This is a genomic window from Prosthecobacter sp., from assembly GCF_044378005.1.
Lineage (GTDB): Bacteria > Verrucomicrobiota > Verrucomicrobiia > Verrucomicrobiales > Verrucomicrobiaceae > Prosthecobacter.
Window position 1 is genome coordinate 1 of the sequence record NZ_JBILYB010000151.1, and the last position, 14,171, is coordinate 14,171.

The 14,171-nt window shown below is 58.5% G+C and carries 11 protein-coding genes and 1 pseudogene; 9 read left to right on the forward strand and 3 right to left on the reverse strand.

Features of this window, described 5'->3' with window-relative positions; all coding sequences use genetic code 11:
- Positions 1 to 139: 139 nt before the first annotated feature.
- The 6 genes and pseudogenes from AC6FTP_RS21610 to AC6FTP_RS21635 form a co-directional block, all read left to right on the forward strand.
- Positions 140 to 835 (forward strand): annotated as a pseudogene (locus AC6FTP_RS21610) (cytochrome-c peroxidase); the annotation flags it as partial.
- Between the two features lie 143 nt (positions 836 to 978).
- Complete coding sequence (locus tag AC6FTP_RS21615; RefSeq protein WP_497208986.1) at positions 979 to 2,835, forward strand: peroxidase family protein; 1,857 nt, start codon at positions 979 to 981, stop codon at positions 2,833 to 2,835.
- A gap of 141 nt (positions 2,836 to 2,976) precedes the next feature.
- On the forward strand, positions 2,977 to 3,855 hold the full coding sequence (gene pssA, locus AC6FTP_RS21620) for a CDP-diacylglycerol--serine O-phosphatidyltransferase (RefSeq protein ID WP_497208987.1): 879 nt from the start codon (positions 2,977 to 2,979) through the stop codon (positions 3,853 to 3,855).
- A 48-nt stretch (positions 3,856 to 3,903) separates the two neighbouring features.
- Positions 3,904 to 5,109: a glycosyltransferase family protein gene (locus AC6FTP_RS21625; RefSeq protein ID WP_497208988.1), complete on the forward strand. Its 1,206-nt coding sequence runs from the start codon at positions 3,904 to 3,906 to the stop codon at positions 5,107 to 5,109.
- Between the two features lie 113 nt (positions 5,110 to 5,222).
- The gene (locus AC6FTP_RS21630) at positions 5,223 to 7,247 is read left to right on the forward strand and encodes a peptidoglycan D,D-transpeptidase FtsI family protein (protein WP_497208989.1); all 2,025 of its coding nucleotides are present in this window, start codon (positions 5,223 to 5,225) and stop codon (positions 7,245 to 7,247) included.
- A 59-nt stretch (positions 7,248 to 7,306) separates the two neighbouring features.
- The gene (locus tag AC6FTP_RS21635) at positions 7,307 to 7,738 is read left to right on the forward strand and encodes a DUF6941 family protein (RefSeq protein WP_497208990.1); all 432 of its coding nucleotides are present in this window, start codon (positions 7,307 to 7,309) and stop codon (positions 7,736 to 7,738) included.
- 5 nt (positions 7,739 to 7,743) lie between these two features.
- Here AC6FTP_RS21635 and AC6FTP_RS21640 read toward each other — a convergent pair whose 3' ends face one another.
- Positions 7,744 to 8,220: a pentapeptide repeat-containing protein gene (locus tag AC6FTP_RS21640; protein ID WP_497208991.1), complete on the reverse strand. Its 477-nt coding sequence runs from the start codon at positions 8,218 to 8,220 to the stop codon at positions 7,744 to 7,746.
- 151 nt (positions 8,221 to 8,371) lie between these two features.
- On the opposite strand from AC6FTP_RS21640, the gene argC reads away from it, so the two are divergent.
- Together argC and argJ are read left to right on the forward strand one after the other, a co-directional pair.
- Positions 8,372 to 9,421, forward strand: a complete 1,050-nt coding sequence (gene argC, locus AC6FTP_RS21645; protein ID WP_497208992.1) for an N-acetyl-gamma-glutamyl-phosphate reductase — start codon at positions 8,372 to 8,374, stop codon at positions 9,419 to 9,421.
- A complete protein-coding gene (argJ, locus tag AC6FTP_RS21650; RefSeq protein ID WP_497208993.1) occupies positions 9,421 to 10,716 on the forward strand; it encodes a bifunctional glutamate N-acetyltransferase/amino-acid acetyltransferase ArgJ in 1,296 nt (431 codons plus the stop codon). Before argC ends, argJ begins: the two co-directional genes overlap by 1 nt.
- 7 nt (positions 10,717 to 10,723) lie before the next feature.
- On the opposite strand, the gene AC6FTP_RS21655 is transcribed toward argJ, so the two are convergent.
- Both AC6FTP_RS21655 and AC6FTP_RS21660 read right to left on the reverse strand, forming a co-directional pair.
- Complete coding sequence (locus AC6FTP_RS21655; RefSeq protein WP_497208994.1) at positions 10,724 to 11,956, reverse strand: thymidine phosphorylase; 1,233 nt, start codon at positions 11,954 to 11,956, stop codon at positions 10,724 to 10,726.
- A gap of 59 nt (positions 11,957 to 12,015) precedes the next feature.
- Complete coding sequence (locus tag AC6FTP_RS21660; protein ID WP_497208995.1) at positions 12,016 to 13,410, reverse strand: sugar transferase; 1,395 nt, start codon at positions 13,408 to 13,410, stop codon at positions 12,016 to 12,018.
- A 159-nt stretch (positions 13,411 to 13,569) separates the two neighbouring features.
- Between AC6FTP_RS21660 and AC6FTP_RS21665 the strand changes: the two genes are divergently transcribed.
- Positions 13,570 to 14,171: type I 3-dehydroquinate dehydratase (locus AC6FTP_RS21665; RefSeq protein WP_497208996.1), on the forward strand; the 602-nt coding region annotated here is incomplete at its 3' end.

Here is a 14,171-nt window from a genome sequence, read left to right on the forward strand (position 1 = left end):
ATGGCCGCTTTTGGCGATCAATACGTCCAGCGCTTCATCGAGCGCTTTGTCTTCCTTCGTTTTGGGTCTTCTCATGTCTTCCTGTCCTCGGTTTTGACCCTCCACACAAACTTTCTGACAGGCTCCCGCATTCTTCTGGGATGGCCGTACAAAGACACTCAGACAGCAAGTGCTCATGCCCATCCAAGATCCCGACGAGATGCATGAGTCATTGGATCATGTCGTGAAGAAGATCACCGACCTATCCCCGAGCTTTAAAGCAGCTTTTGGCTCCCCCAAAATCACCGCAGATCGTATCGCGAGAGCCCTGGAGCAGTTCCTCCTCACCCTGATCTCCGGCGACTCCGCCATGGATCAAACCCTCACCAAGGGACGAAGCCTCAGCGAACAAGAACAACGTGGCTTCCAGCTCTTCTTCACCGAGAGCGATCCCGCACGCGGCATCCGAGGTGCCGATTGTTTCCACTGCCATGGCGGAGCCCACTTCACGAATCATCAGTTTTTGAACAACGGCCTCGATGACGAAGCGACGCTGAAGGATCAAGGGCTCGCCAAAGTCACCGGCAAACCATCCGACAAAGGCAAATTCATCGTCCCCAGCCTGCGCAACATCGCCCTCACCGCGCCTTACATGCACGACGGGCGATTCACGACCTTGGAGGAAGTGATCGACCACTACGATCACGGCCTCAAACGTAGCTCTACCCTTGATCCCAATCTCGCCAAGCACCTCCGCTACAACGGCCTCCAACTCACGCTCGAAGACAAGGCTGCTCTCGTGGCGTTTTTGAAGACGCTAACTGATGAGAAGTTTGGGGAAACAGACGCAAAGTGAGGTTTGGTAACTTTTACCATCCCTTCACAAATCTCTGGGTCTGACGACATACGACCTTAACACAGGGGTGGTCTGTTGTGTGTGTGACAACGCTGGTTCGTGCCAGCAACGCCACGTTCCGAAAATCAAAACCACATCAGACGATGAAAACGTGCAACCATCCCATCCTGAACCGCTGGCTCCCAGCGGCAGCAGCTGTCGCACTCAGCGGCATCACCGGCGTAGTCTCCGCTCAGCAACCACCCCCTCCCGCTGTTGCCAAGCCACCGATGGGTACACCACCTGCCAATGGTGCCGCACCGATTCCACGTCCTGATCCAAGCAAACAACCACCTCAGGGTCAGCCTCCCCAAGGTCAGCCACCCCAGGGCGGCCAGCGCCCACCTCAGCCACCGCAGAACGCCGGACAGCCATTGCCTCCAAGCCTGCCCTCATCCTTCATTCTGCCTTCTGAATTCCGTAACGTGGATGGCAGCGCGAACAACGCCACCAACATTGCCTGGGGCACGCCGAACAAACCTTTCATCCGTCTGGCTCCCAATGCGTATGCGGATGGCATCAGCGCTCCTGCCGGGGCGACTCGTCCCAGCGCTCGTGTGATCAGCAACGCGGTGGCAAAGCAGCAAAACCTGCGTCCGAACCGCCGTGGAGCGAGTGACTTCCTCTGGCAATGGGGCCAGTTCCTGGATCATGACTTGGATGAAACTCCCGCCGCTGATCCAGCCGAGGCTTTCCCCATCGCGGTGCTGACAGGTGATCCTTCGTTTGATCCTACCAGCTCTGGCACCGTCACCATGGGGCTGAATCGCAGCGCTTATGAAACCGTGGAAGGAGTGCGTGAACAAAAGAGCGCCATCACTGCCTGGATTGATGCCTCACACATCTATGGCTCTGATGCCGCTCGTGCCGCTGCCCTGCGTGCCAATGATGGCACCGGACGCCTCCGCGTCAGCACCAGCGATCATGGCGATCTCTTGCCCACTCATTCGGATGCACTCGCCGCGCTGCCACCCGCGCCAGGCTTCTTTGTCGCTGGCGACATTCGTGTGAATGAGCAGGTCGGCCTCATCGCCATTCACACGCTTTTCATGCGTGAGCATAACTTCTGGGCTGACCTCTATCGTGCCGCCAATACCGATGCTCTCGATGAAGAGATTTACCAGTTCGCCCGCCTCGTCGTGGGTGCTGAAATGCAGGCCATCACGTATCGTGAGTTCCTCCCCACCTTGCTGGGCCCTGGCGCGATCAAGCCATACACTGGCTACAAGGCCGCCGTGAACCCCACGATCTCCAATGAGTTCGCCACGGCGGCTTATCGTCTCGGACACAGCCTGCTTTCCCCCACGCTCCTCCGTTTGGATGCCACGGGGGCTGAAATCGAAGCTGGCAATCTGACGCTCGCGAACTCCTTCTTCCAGCCTCAGCACATCACGGAAGAAGGTGTCGATGTCATCCTCCGTGGTCTCGCCACTGGCCGTGCTCAGGAGCTGGATGAATGGGTTATCGACGATGTCCGCGACTTCCTCTTCGGCGCTCCTGGTGCTGGCGGTCTCGACCTCGCTTCACTGAACATCCAGCGCGGTCGCGATCACGGCCTGCCCAGCTTTGCCGCCATGCGTGCTGCTTTGAAACTCCGCCCTGTGACTCGCTTCCAGGACGTGAACCCCAATCGTCAGGTCGTCGCTGAACTCGACGCCGCTTATGAAAGTCCCGCTGACATCGACCTCTGGATCGGTGGTCTCGCTGAGGCGGATCGTCCAGGCTCCATGGTCGGTGAGACCTTCCATCGCATCCTTGTGGATCAATTCACCCGTGTCCGCGATGGCGACCGCTTCTGGTATGAGAAGACCTTCTCCTCCGAAATGGTCCGCATGATCAATGCCCAGACCCTCAGCGTCATCGTTCATCGCAATACCAAGATCGGTGCTGAAGTCGGCCGCAACGCCTTCATGGCCCCTCCTCCGCGCCGCAATGCTGGAGGTCAGCCGCCTGCTCGCTAATCTGGCGATCTCCCCCCCCCCGGAATGCTGAGCCCATGCTGCGTGAGTGGCATGGGCTTCATTTTCAGCCTCGCCCAACTCGGTCACAATTCCGAAATCTTGCGGTAGGCAAGTGCCCTCCACCGGCTACACTCAGCGCCCATGATCGAAAGTGAACCCCGTATCTATGTGCTGCCCACGATGATGACGGCAGGAAATATCCTGTCGGGCTTTGTCGCGATTTTGCAGATCTTCAAAGGACGTGAAGGCGAGATCACGGAGCACTATTACTGGGCTATCATCGCCATTCTGGCGGCCTGCCTCTTCGATGTTCTGGATGGGCGAGTCGCGCGATTGGGCGGTCAGGAGTCGCCCTTTGGGCGAGAACTGGACTCCATCGCGGACATCGTGAGTTTCGGCGTGGCACCGGCGCTGCTAGTGCATGACATCGTACTGAAGGACATCGACAAGCCCTCGGGGCTCGGGTGGCTGATCGCCTCCGCCTACCTTGTTTGCGGAGCACTGCGGCTAGCTCGGTTCAATTGCATCGCTGCCAGCGATAATAAAACAAGCAGCAAGCACTTCCGGGGCTGCCCGATTCCGGCAGCGGCAGGAGTCATCGCCTCACTCACCTTGCTCATGATCTGGCTGGATGAGGGGCAGAAGGAGATCGGGCCATGGAAATATGGACTCGCAGGTCTGATGGTGATGTTGTCCTACCTCATGATGAGCAACCTGGAGTATCCGAGCTTCAAGTCCGTCAACTGGCGCACGCGCCGCTCCCCGGCCTGGGTGCTGATTTCCATCATCCTCGTCGCCTTCAGTGTGCGGAACTGGCAATGGATGCCTTCAGTCTTGTTTGTGAGCTACCTGACTTACGGCCTCGTACGTCCATGGATTTCCCGCCGCATGCGCCAGACCATCGAGATCGAATACGATGCAGCAGACACTCCCGAAGATCCGATTACGAGCGAGATTCCTGCTTCGGAGGTTGACGCCAAGGGCACGGTGATGCCAAAAGATGCTGCCTCACAAATTTAGGCGACATTTTCTTCACCCTCACGACCCGTCTGAGCCCCCCGATCACGAATGGCCGATTTTTATCAGCACGCGCGACTGCCTACCCTGCATCACCTCGCCACCCCGGACAGCAACGCACGTGAAGCCGAACTGGTGGAGATGACTCGTGAACGCCCTGTGGCGCTGCTCCTGCCAGCACTCTACACGGAGGTCACACGGCCGGCGCTCCCCTCCATCCTGCGTCAGGTGGCCGAGGTGCCTTACATTTCTGAAGTCGTGCTGAGCATGAACAGCATGAACGAGACGCAAATGGTCGCCGCTCGTGCAAAGTGTCGTGAATGGCTGGGTGACAAGCCGCTGACACTGCTCTGGAATGATGGGCCGCGGCTTTCGGCGGTGCATGAAAATGTCACCAGTGCGCACAGCGATGGCAAAGGGGCGAATATCTGGATGGGCATCGCCTACCTGAGGGCTGCCGGGCATCGTGGAATCGTCATCAGCCATGATACGGACATTTTGAATTACGGCTCCGGTTTGCTGGCGAAGCTCTGCTACCCCATCGCGCATCCGCGGCTGAACTACCGCTTTGCCAAAGGCTACTACAGCCGTGTAGCAGACCGCCTTTATGGCCGGGTGACTCGGTTGCTCATCTTTCCGCTCATCCAGGCATTTCAGGAAGTGCTCGGCGCACAGCCGCTGCTGGAGCATCTGGAGAGTTTCCGCTATCCACTTTCAGGCGAGTTTGCCGCTGACAGCGACACGCTGGCCGGATTCAGCATCCCTTCTGCCTGGGGGTTGGAGATCGCCATGCTTTGTGAGGTGCATCGTCACTTGCAGGTCTCGGAGATGTGTCAGGTCGATCTCGGTTTTCACTACGAGCACCGGCATCGCCAACTCGATCCCGGTGCAGTGGAGCCCGGCCTCGTCACGGCGGCGGCAGATGTTGCGCGTTGTCTTGCCGCCCAAGTCCTCAGTGAGTCTGAGGAACCCGCTACCGAAACCCTTCTGAATCTCGTGAACGAGCACTATCGTCATCGTGCCGCCGAATGGATGGACCGCTACGAGCATGTGGCTTTGCTCAATGGCCTGATTTATGACCGAAACGAGGAGGGCATGGCCGTGACCGCCTTTACCGAGGCTATGGGGACGCTGGCCACAAACGCGAGTTCCATCAGTCTGATGTCACCCAAACTGCGGCCTTCTCCAGCTTCGGCCTTGGCAGACATCGCCGGACTGGGCGCCGAGATCATGGCTGCGGTAGCGGAAAGAAGATGATCCTGATGTCGTCAGCACCCCATGACCTGCGTCTTGACGCCGATTCGCGTCGCCATCATCATCCAATAGCTAGCCTGCCCCCCATCAGCGGCTCGCTTTCACATCCTTCGACCATGTCCCATCGAATCTGGCGCAGTTTTTACTTCATCCTCATGGCAGGCGCTTTGGCTCATGCCCAGGATTTGCCCAAAGCCGAGGCCGTGATCGGCACTGGCGAGGTGGCCAACGAGTCCAAAAAGAAAGACCTTGCCGCGACGCTGAGCACGCAAAAAGAGGCTCGCACCATGCGCCTGAGCATCCCGGCTCCGCGTGGTCTTATCGTTGATCGTAACGGGATCGCCCTGGCACAAAACCGCGTGGTGCATTACCTCGCTCTGAATTTCCCTTTCATGAGCAAAGCCACGCCGGAGATCATTCTGAGCTTTGCCAAAGAGAAAATCGCCGCTGCGAACAAGCTGCTCGGCAAGACCTGGAGTCTGCCGGATGACAAACTCATCGCGCATTATCAAAACCGCCGATGGCTGCCGCTGGTCTTCTCCATGGAGGAGGGGCTGAATGTGGAGCTTTCCAATGAAGATCAGAAAAAGCTGAAACCTCTGCTGCAGTCGGGTTCATTGCTGCTTCAGCCTGCCTACATCCGCTTCTATCCGAAAGAAGACACGGCCAGTCACATGATCGGCTGGACAGGTAAAACTCGCCGCCTGCCCGAGGGGCCGATCGTGGATGGTGACCCGCTCTTCGAAGAAATGGAAGGACGCCAAGGCCTGGAACTGACCTTCGATGCCGCACTCAAAGGCACGCCTGGGGAGATCAATCTTCTTTTCGATGCCGACGGTCATCTGCTCTCGGATGAAGTTTTGCGCCGTCCCTCTCCAGGCCGCACCGTGGTCACCACGCTCGACTATCATCTTCAGCGTCATGCGGAGAACGCCCTGAAAAAGCACGCCCGCAACGGCGGTGCGATGGTGGTCATGGACATTCGTAATGGGCACATCCTGGCCATGGCATCGAACCCCAGCTTCAATCCCAACGAGTTCGTCTTTGGCATCAAATCCCAGCGCTGGGAAGAGCTAAACAAGGATCCTCGTGTTCCCCTCTACGGACGTGCCTTCAGCGCCGAGTATCCCCCAGCCTCCACCTTCAAACTCGTCACCGCCCTCGGTGCCATGGAGAGCGGTAAAGTCACCCCTAGCAGCTCCTTTTACTGCGGCACAGATCTGCTCATCGGCGACCGCTACTTCCACAACCACAACACGAAGAGTGATGAAGGAGACATGAACGTCATCACCGCCATCAAGCGCTCCTGCAACACTTGGTTCTATCAGGCAGCCCTGGAAGTCGGAGCCGATCCCATCACCAACATGGCACAGCGCCTTGGTTTTGCCGAGCGTGTCGGCCTGCCGATCAAAGGTGAAGGCAAAGGCAATCTCCCCACCAACGCGGACCATCGCATCCTCGGCGGTGAACTCGCGAATATCTCCATCGGCCAGGGCACCGTCACCGCCACACCTCTGCAAGTCTGCCAGTGCATGGCCGCCATCGGAGATGGTGTGGTCATGCGTCAGCCACTGCTCGTGAAGCAGGTGCAGACCATCAGTGAGGTCATCGTCGAAGCCTATGAGCCAAAGATTCGCAGACAGGTCAATCTGAACCCCATCGCGCGCGATGCCGTCGTCAAAGGCATGGTGGCCGTCGTCTCTGGCAGTGGAGGCACCGGCCGGGCTGCTGGCATCAAACAGGTACAGATCGCCGGCAAGACCGGCACGGCCCAGTGGAAGCCGGCCAAGGAACAAAACCTCGCCTGGTTTACCGGATTTCTTCCCGCCAGCCAGCCGGTGCTGGCCTATTCCGTCGTCTATGAAGGCCGTCCTGGAGAAAGAGTCAGCGGTGGTGGCATCGCCGCTCCCATCGTGAATGAAGTTTTCACGAAGTATTATGAAGGCGCGCCCGCTGATGATCCGCTGCTCGCCGCCATGAAGGACATACCTCAGGCCGTGTCTCTCGACGAGGGTGAACTTGACCCAAATGTCGAAGGTTCCGGGGAAAACTTCCGGCGAGCGGCTCCAGAAACCGCTCCGGCTCCACAGGAAAAGAAAACCCTGGGTGGCTTCTTCAAACGACTCTTCCAGCGTAACTGACCCCTGTTTGTTGCCTGGTGCCTTGAAACGAAAGGCACGACTTCCAATTTCTCTCCCTAATGATTGTACAAATTGCGACCCTCTGTGACTCAGCTTCCGACTACAACGGCAAGCTCTGCATGTTGGGGGCCTTTGACACCCTCTGTTCACGTCAGTTTCCGGTCAATCACCCCTCCTGTGCTCTTGTGATCCGGCTCATGTTCTCTCCAGGAGACGCTGGCAGGCACAGCTTCCGTGTGAGTTGCAAAGACAGTGCTGGAAACGAGGTGCTGAAGCCGCTGCCACTCGAACCGCCGCTTGAGGTGGTCTTCCCTGGATCTTTCGTTCCCTTTGTTACCCGGAACATCATCCTGAATCTGCAAAACATCCGTTTTGAGAAGCCAGGACTCGTCACCTGGCATTTGGAAAAGGATGGCAATGTCATCACCAGCATTCCTCTGCGCGTCACCCTGTTTGATGACAGTCGCTCCGCCACGGGGCCGGCAGGTTGAACTGGCTAGGCCCTGACTGTCAGACCTTGGGTGTCTGCCAGTTTCGCCCCTGTCACGATCAAGCCTGACTGGTTCGTCTTGTTCAGATTGGCCGCGATCAAATCCGCGTTGGTGAAGTCCGCGTTGGTCAGATTGGCCCCTTCCAGATTGGCTCCAGAGAGGTCGGCTCCACAAACTTTGGCATTGGTGAGATTTGCATGGCGCATGGAAACACCGCCAAGATCCGCCCCGCTCAAATCAGCTCCGCTAAGATCTGCACTGTCCAGATTGGCACCACTGAAGTCCGCCTCCGTCAGATTGGTTCCTGCCAGATTGGCTTTCGTCATCGTCGTGCCGACGAAGTGAGCTTTTGTCAGATTCAGATCATTGAGCATCGCTCCAGCCAAGTTCATTCCTGTCTCATCGACCTTCCGCCCACTCTTGCCTGCGCTTTCCAGCCATTGAGTATGTCCGAGGAGTTTTTCGTTCGTGATGCTTGCCATATCCCCATGATGCCGGGGAGTCGGAGACTCGCAAATGAAGTTAATAATTACCTTCTCAATCTTTCGGCCAGCCGATCCCAGGATGCAGGTCATTGGTAAATCGCGGTTGCGCATGGGGCCGCGCCCCACATAATCGCGCCCCTTTCTTCTCATGGCCTCTCCTGTCAAAGTTGCTGTCCTCGGTGCCAGTGGTTACTCCGGTATCGAGCTCCTGCGCCTCCTCCTACGGCATCCGAATGCCGAACTCGTGGCGGTCACTTCGCGCCAGTTGGCGGGCAAGGCGCTCTCCTCAGAGTTCCCGCGTTTCCGGGGTGTTGGCGTGGCTGATTCACTCACCTTCAGCCAGCCTGACATCGCTGCATTGAAGGCGACCGGTGCAGAGATCGCCTTTCTTGCGCTGCCTCACGGCGTCTCCGTGGAGTATGCGAAGGGATTGCTCGATGCTGGCATGAAGGTCATCGACCTCAGTGCCGACTTCCGCCTGCGCAGTGCGGCGTTGTACAAAGAATTCTACGATCACGAGCATCCCGCGCCTGAGTTGCTCGCCGAGGCCGTGTATGCCCTGCCTGAAGTGCGCACGGAGGACATCAAGAAAGCCCGCCTGATCGCATGTCCGGGCTGCTATCCCACCAGCATCCTCGTCCCTCTCATCCCTCTGCTGAAAGCTGGACTGCTCGGCGATTCACCGATTTCCGTCTCCAGCATGAGCGGAGCCAGCGGTGCCGGGCGAAAGGAAAGTGTACAACTGCTCTTCTGTGAAGTGCAGAACAGTGTCCGCAGCTACAGCGTGCCAAAGCATCGCCATCTCAGCGAGATCGGCCAGGAACTCGAAATTGCTGCGGGGCGTCCGGTGAAGCTCACCTTTGTGCCCCATCTCGTGCCGACCCATTCTGGCATCTGCACCACGATTTTTGCCAGCGTGAAGCCCGGCGACACGCTCGATCAAATCGGTGATGCTTTGCGTGCTGCCTATGCTGGCCAACCCTTTGTCCGCCTGCTTGGTCCCAACCAAAGTCCTGATACAAAAAACGTCGTCGGCACGAACTTCGTCGATGTCGGCTGGGCCATGGATGCCCGTGCCGGTCAGCTCATTTTGATGAGCACGGAGGACAATATTGGCAAAGGTGCCTCCGGTCAGGCCGTTCAAAACCTGAACCTTATCTGCGGGTTCCCCCCGACCGCAGGACTTCTCAATATCTGATGAATCCCGCCGCCGAACTCGATCCCTGTAGCAAAATGCGCGACCTCTTTAAACCCATCGAAGGGGGCGTCACTGCTCCGCGCGGCTTCCGCGCCGCCGCCATCTCCTGTGGCATCAAGAACCCCGAGGCCACACGTCTCGACCTCGCCCTCATCGTCTCCGACACTCCGGCCATCACGGATGCCGTGTTCACGACAAACAAAGTCCGCGCCGCCTGTGTGCGTGTCTGCCAGCAGCATGTGAAGACGGCGGATGCGCGGGCCATCATCGCCAACAGCGGCAATGCCAACGCCTGCACCGGACCGCAGGGCATCCAAGATGCCAAGGCCATGTGCAAGGCCACGGCGGAAGCGCTCGGCCTGAAGATGCGTGAGGTGCTCGTTTGCTCCACCGGCATCATCGGCATGAACATGCCCATCCAGCGCATCACCCCGCGCATCGAAGAGCTCGCGGGACAACTCAGCCCCACGGGCAACGAAGACGCCGCTCGTGCCATCATGACGAGCGATACGAAGCCGAAGATCTACGCCATCGAAGTGCCGCTTGGGAAAGGTGTCAGCTTCCGCATCGGCGGCATTGCCAAAGGCGCGGGCATGATCTGCCCGAATATGGCCACGATGCTCAGCTTCATCACCACCGATGCCAAGATCTCGAAGGACGAACTCAAGCGCGCCATGCGCTTCGCGGTCGATCAATCCTTCAACCGCATCACTATCGATGGTGACACCAGCACGAACGACACCGTCATTGTCATGAGCAACGGTCAGGCCGATGCACCTGCCATTAAAAAAGGCAGTCCCGAGGCGGAAGTCTTCCGTTGTGCCCTGCAAAAGGTGATGATGGAACTGGCAAAAATGATCGTCAGCGATGGCGAGCGCGTGACCAAGTTCGTCGAGATCCGCGTTCGCAACGCCCGCACCCAGGCTGACGCTAAGAAAGCCGCCGAAGCCGTGGCAAAGAGCCTGCTCGTGAAGTGTTCCTTCAACGGTAGCGACCCAAACTGGGGCCGCATCATCCACGCCGTCGGATACTCCGGCGCGCGCATCAAAGAGGAACTCATCGACATCTACTTCAATGGACTCATCGCCTGCAAAGGCGGGCTCACTTCGAAGACGCCTGTCACTGATCTGGAGAAAGTCGTCAAAGAGCCACGCTTCGCCGTCACCATCGATCTCAATGGCGGCAGCGCCGGGCATATCGTTTACACGACCGACCTCTCTGAGGCCTACGTGGACTTCAACAGCAGCGAATACTCCGCAGCCATCCATGCGAAGCGCCAGAAGGGCCTCGTTTGAGGCCGGGTTACTGCACGCAGATGCCCTGACGAATCATGACCTCGGCAGCTTCGGCGGCTGTTTTGGATCGTGCGTGGATGCGGATCAAGGTTTCCCCAGCGCTGATTTGGCGACCTGATTTGGCAATCTGATCACAGCCCACGGCGTAGTCGATGTTGTCGCTCGCCTTGGCTCTTCCAGCCCCAAGTTCCAGCACCGCCTGCCCGATGGCTCGCGCATCCATTTGCGTGATTCGTCCACTGGTCCTGGCTTTGACCTCGTGAATGACTGGCGCACGATGGATCTCGCCCATCCGCTCAAGTGCGCTGACATCACCGCCCTGAGCTGCGACCATACGCTGAAATTTCTCCCAGGCTTTGCCGCTGTGCAGCATCTCGATCAATTGTTCGCGTGATGAGATGGAAACGGCTGCGCAAAGATCGATCACGATGGCTTCGAGATCGGCGGGTCCACCTCCTTTGATGCAGCGCACCGCCTCGGCGACTTCCAGCGCATTGCCCGCAGCCTCGCCCGTCGGCTCATCCATGCGGCTGAGCCGCACGCTGGCGCGCACGCCGAGCGCACGTCCGGTTTGAACCATGCTCTGAGCTAGTTCATGAGCCGCAGCTTCTGTTTTCATGAAGGCACCACTGCCGAACTTCACATCCAGCACGAGTCGGTTCAGCCCTTCGGCCAGCTTTTTGCAAAGGATACTGGCAGTGATGAGCGGGATGCTGGGCACCGTGCCGGTGACATCGCGCAGGGCGTAGAGCTTCTTGTCAGCAGGGCAGATGTCCGCCGTCTGTCCCACCATCACGCAGCCGAGTTTTGAGATGACTCGGCGGATCTCCGGCTCGCTCATCTGCGTGCGGAAACCGGGGATGGAGTCGAGCTTGTCCAGCGTGCCGCCAGTGATGCCAAGCCCACGTCCTGAAATCATCGGCACCCAGAGTCCATCGCAGGCTAGCAGTGGGGCGATGATGAGGCTCGTCTTGTCGCCAATACCGCCCGTGCTGTGTTTGTCCACGCGCATCGGCGCATCCGCAGGCCAGGTCAGCGTGGAGCCGCTGTGCAGCATGGCCTCGGTCAGCGCGGCGATTTCCTCTGTGCTCATGCCGCGAATCAGGATGGCCATCGCCAACGCACTCATCTGGTAATCTGGCATTTCACCCGAGGTGAAAGCGGTGATCACATGACGGATCTCTTCGGTGGTGAGGCTGCCGCCGTCGCGCTTGCGCTCGATGAGGGTGGGGAGGTGCATGGCCCTACGATGAAATGCCGGACACTGAATGACGAGTCTTTTCCGACTCCATCCATGACTCACGATGCTCCAAGCCCGCGAAACACGGCTGGCAACGTCTTCACAAGAATCTTCAGATCCAGCCAGAGCGACCAGTTGTCGATGTACTTCAGATCCAGGGCCACCCACTCTTCGAAGTTCTTGATGCCATTGCGTCCAGTCACTTGCCAGAGACAGGTCAGGCCTGGCTTCACACTCAAACGGCGGCGTTGCGCGTGCTTCTCGATGCGCTCGATCTCATACACCGGCAGCGGACGTGGACCGACGAGACTCATCTCTCCCCACAGGACGTTGAGAAGCTGTGGAAGCTCATCAATGCTTGTCTTTCTCAGCCAGCGGCCGAGGCCGAAGATGCGTGGATCGTCTTTGATCTTGAAGACGGGACCATCCATCTCGTTGAGCGATTCCAGTTCGGCGCGCTTCGATTCAGCATCCGTGTGCATCGTGCGGAATTTCCACATCATGAAAGGCTTCCCGTAAAGACCGGAGCGCTCCTGGCGGAAGAAGATCGGACCTTTGGAAGCGAGGCGAATGCCCACGGCAGCGGCGATCCACAGCGGCATCGTGACGAGCAGAAGCAACAAGGCTCCGATGCGATCAAAGATGTCTTTGAAGACAAGCGACCACGAGACCTGCGGAGTGCTGTGGAAGACGAGCATCAGCTTCCCGCCGAGCACATCGAAGGTTGGGCGTGCGATGGCTGTCTGGAAGAAGTCCGCCGCGATCAATGCCTCCACACCTTCGGTTTCACAGGCCTGCACAGCTTCTTCGATCCTGCCGAAATGCACATGCTGCGCGGCAAAGATGACGCGTGAGGCAGCAGTCTCGTGCATCGCTTTCACCAAGTCGCTTACAGGTTGCTGCGTGATGTCGATCCTCGCCGCCACATCCATGCTCGCGCGCTGTTCTGGCGGCATTTGATCTTCAAAGCTTGCCAAGTCCTGTGCGGCACCCGCCACGATCACTCGCTCGCGACCTCTGCCCGTGGCGATCTGGCGTCGCAGTGTCTCGCGCTGCCAGGCCTCACGCAGCAGCAGCGCCGTTCCCGCCAGAGTGGCCGCCAGAATGACCACCGAGCGGCTGGGCACATTCCATTTCAAAAACACCACCATCGCGCCGATCACCGTGCCCATGACCACCAGCGTCTCGCCGAGCTGGCGGAGGCTCTTCGCGGGTGTCTTGTGATACAGATTCGAGTAAAAGCCGCGATACTCGAGAACGATGGGTGTGAAGGGCACCACGACGGCGATCACCCAGTAAAGCTCCTCGATCGGCGGGATCTCGACCAGGTCAGGCCAGAAGTAAGTGGCAAAGGCGGATCTCAGGAAATGAGCAAACCAAAGGCAGAAGCCCAGCAACGCGCTGTCGAACAACTCAGTGAGCTGCAAATTGATTTCTTGTCGGCGACCCAGCATACTGCGAGATATTGCTTCTAATTTAGTTCGTTTCTATTAAAGTTATAACATTCCTAGCGAATGGCACAACTCGTTTCCTCCCAAAATCCTCTGAGCTCCACCCGGCCTCTGACCGTGGGCGTGATCCCTGACTCGTTGGCCCTGACGACCTGGGCTGCCATGTCATCCACTCAGCGCGTGGCTACCTGTGATGTCATTGAGCTTCGCCTCGACACTCTCAAAATGCCCGCCGCCGACATGCGCGCGGTTTTGACCCAGGCTGGAAACACCACCCCCATCCTGCTCACCGCCCGCCATCCCGCCGAAGGAGGGCAGGGGAGTCTCGTCGCCGCAGAGCGCATGGAGATGATCGAGCCGCTGCTCGACCTCGCCGTGCTCGTCGATATCGAAATCCGCAGCGCCATGGAGATGGCGCCGCTTATCAAAAAGGCACACGCTGCCGGAGTGAAGGTCATGGGCTCCTTCCATGATTTCCAAACCACGCCGGGTGAAGAGGTTCTGCGCGGAGCCATCAGCTTTGCCCAGCCTTCCGGACTGGATGCCGTGAAGATCGCCACGTTTCTGAATTCGCCCGCAGATCTCACCCGTCTCCTCACGATCACCGCCGAGTCTCACCGCCTGCGTCTTTCCACCATGGGCATGGGTTCCTGGGGCCGTGTCTCCCGCTTGGTGCTTGCAAAGGCAGGCAGCCTGCTGAACTACGGCTTCATTGGTGAATCAAACGCCCCCGGCCAATGGCCTGCCGCCCGCCTCAAGGAACT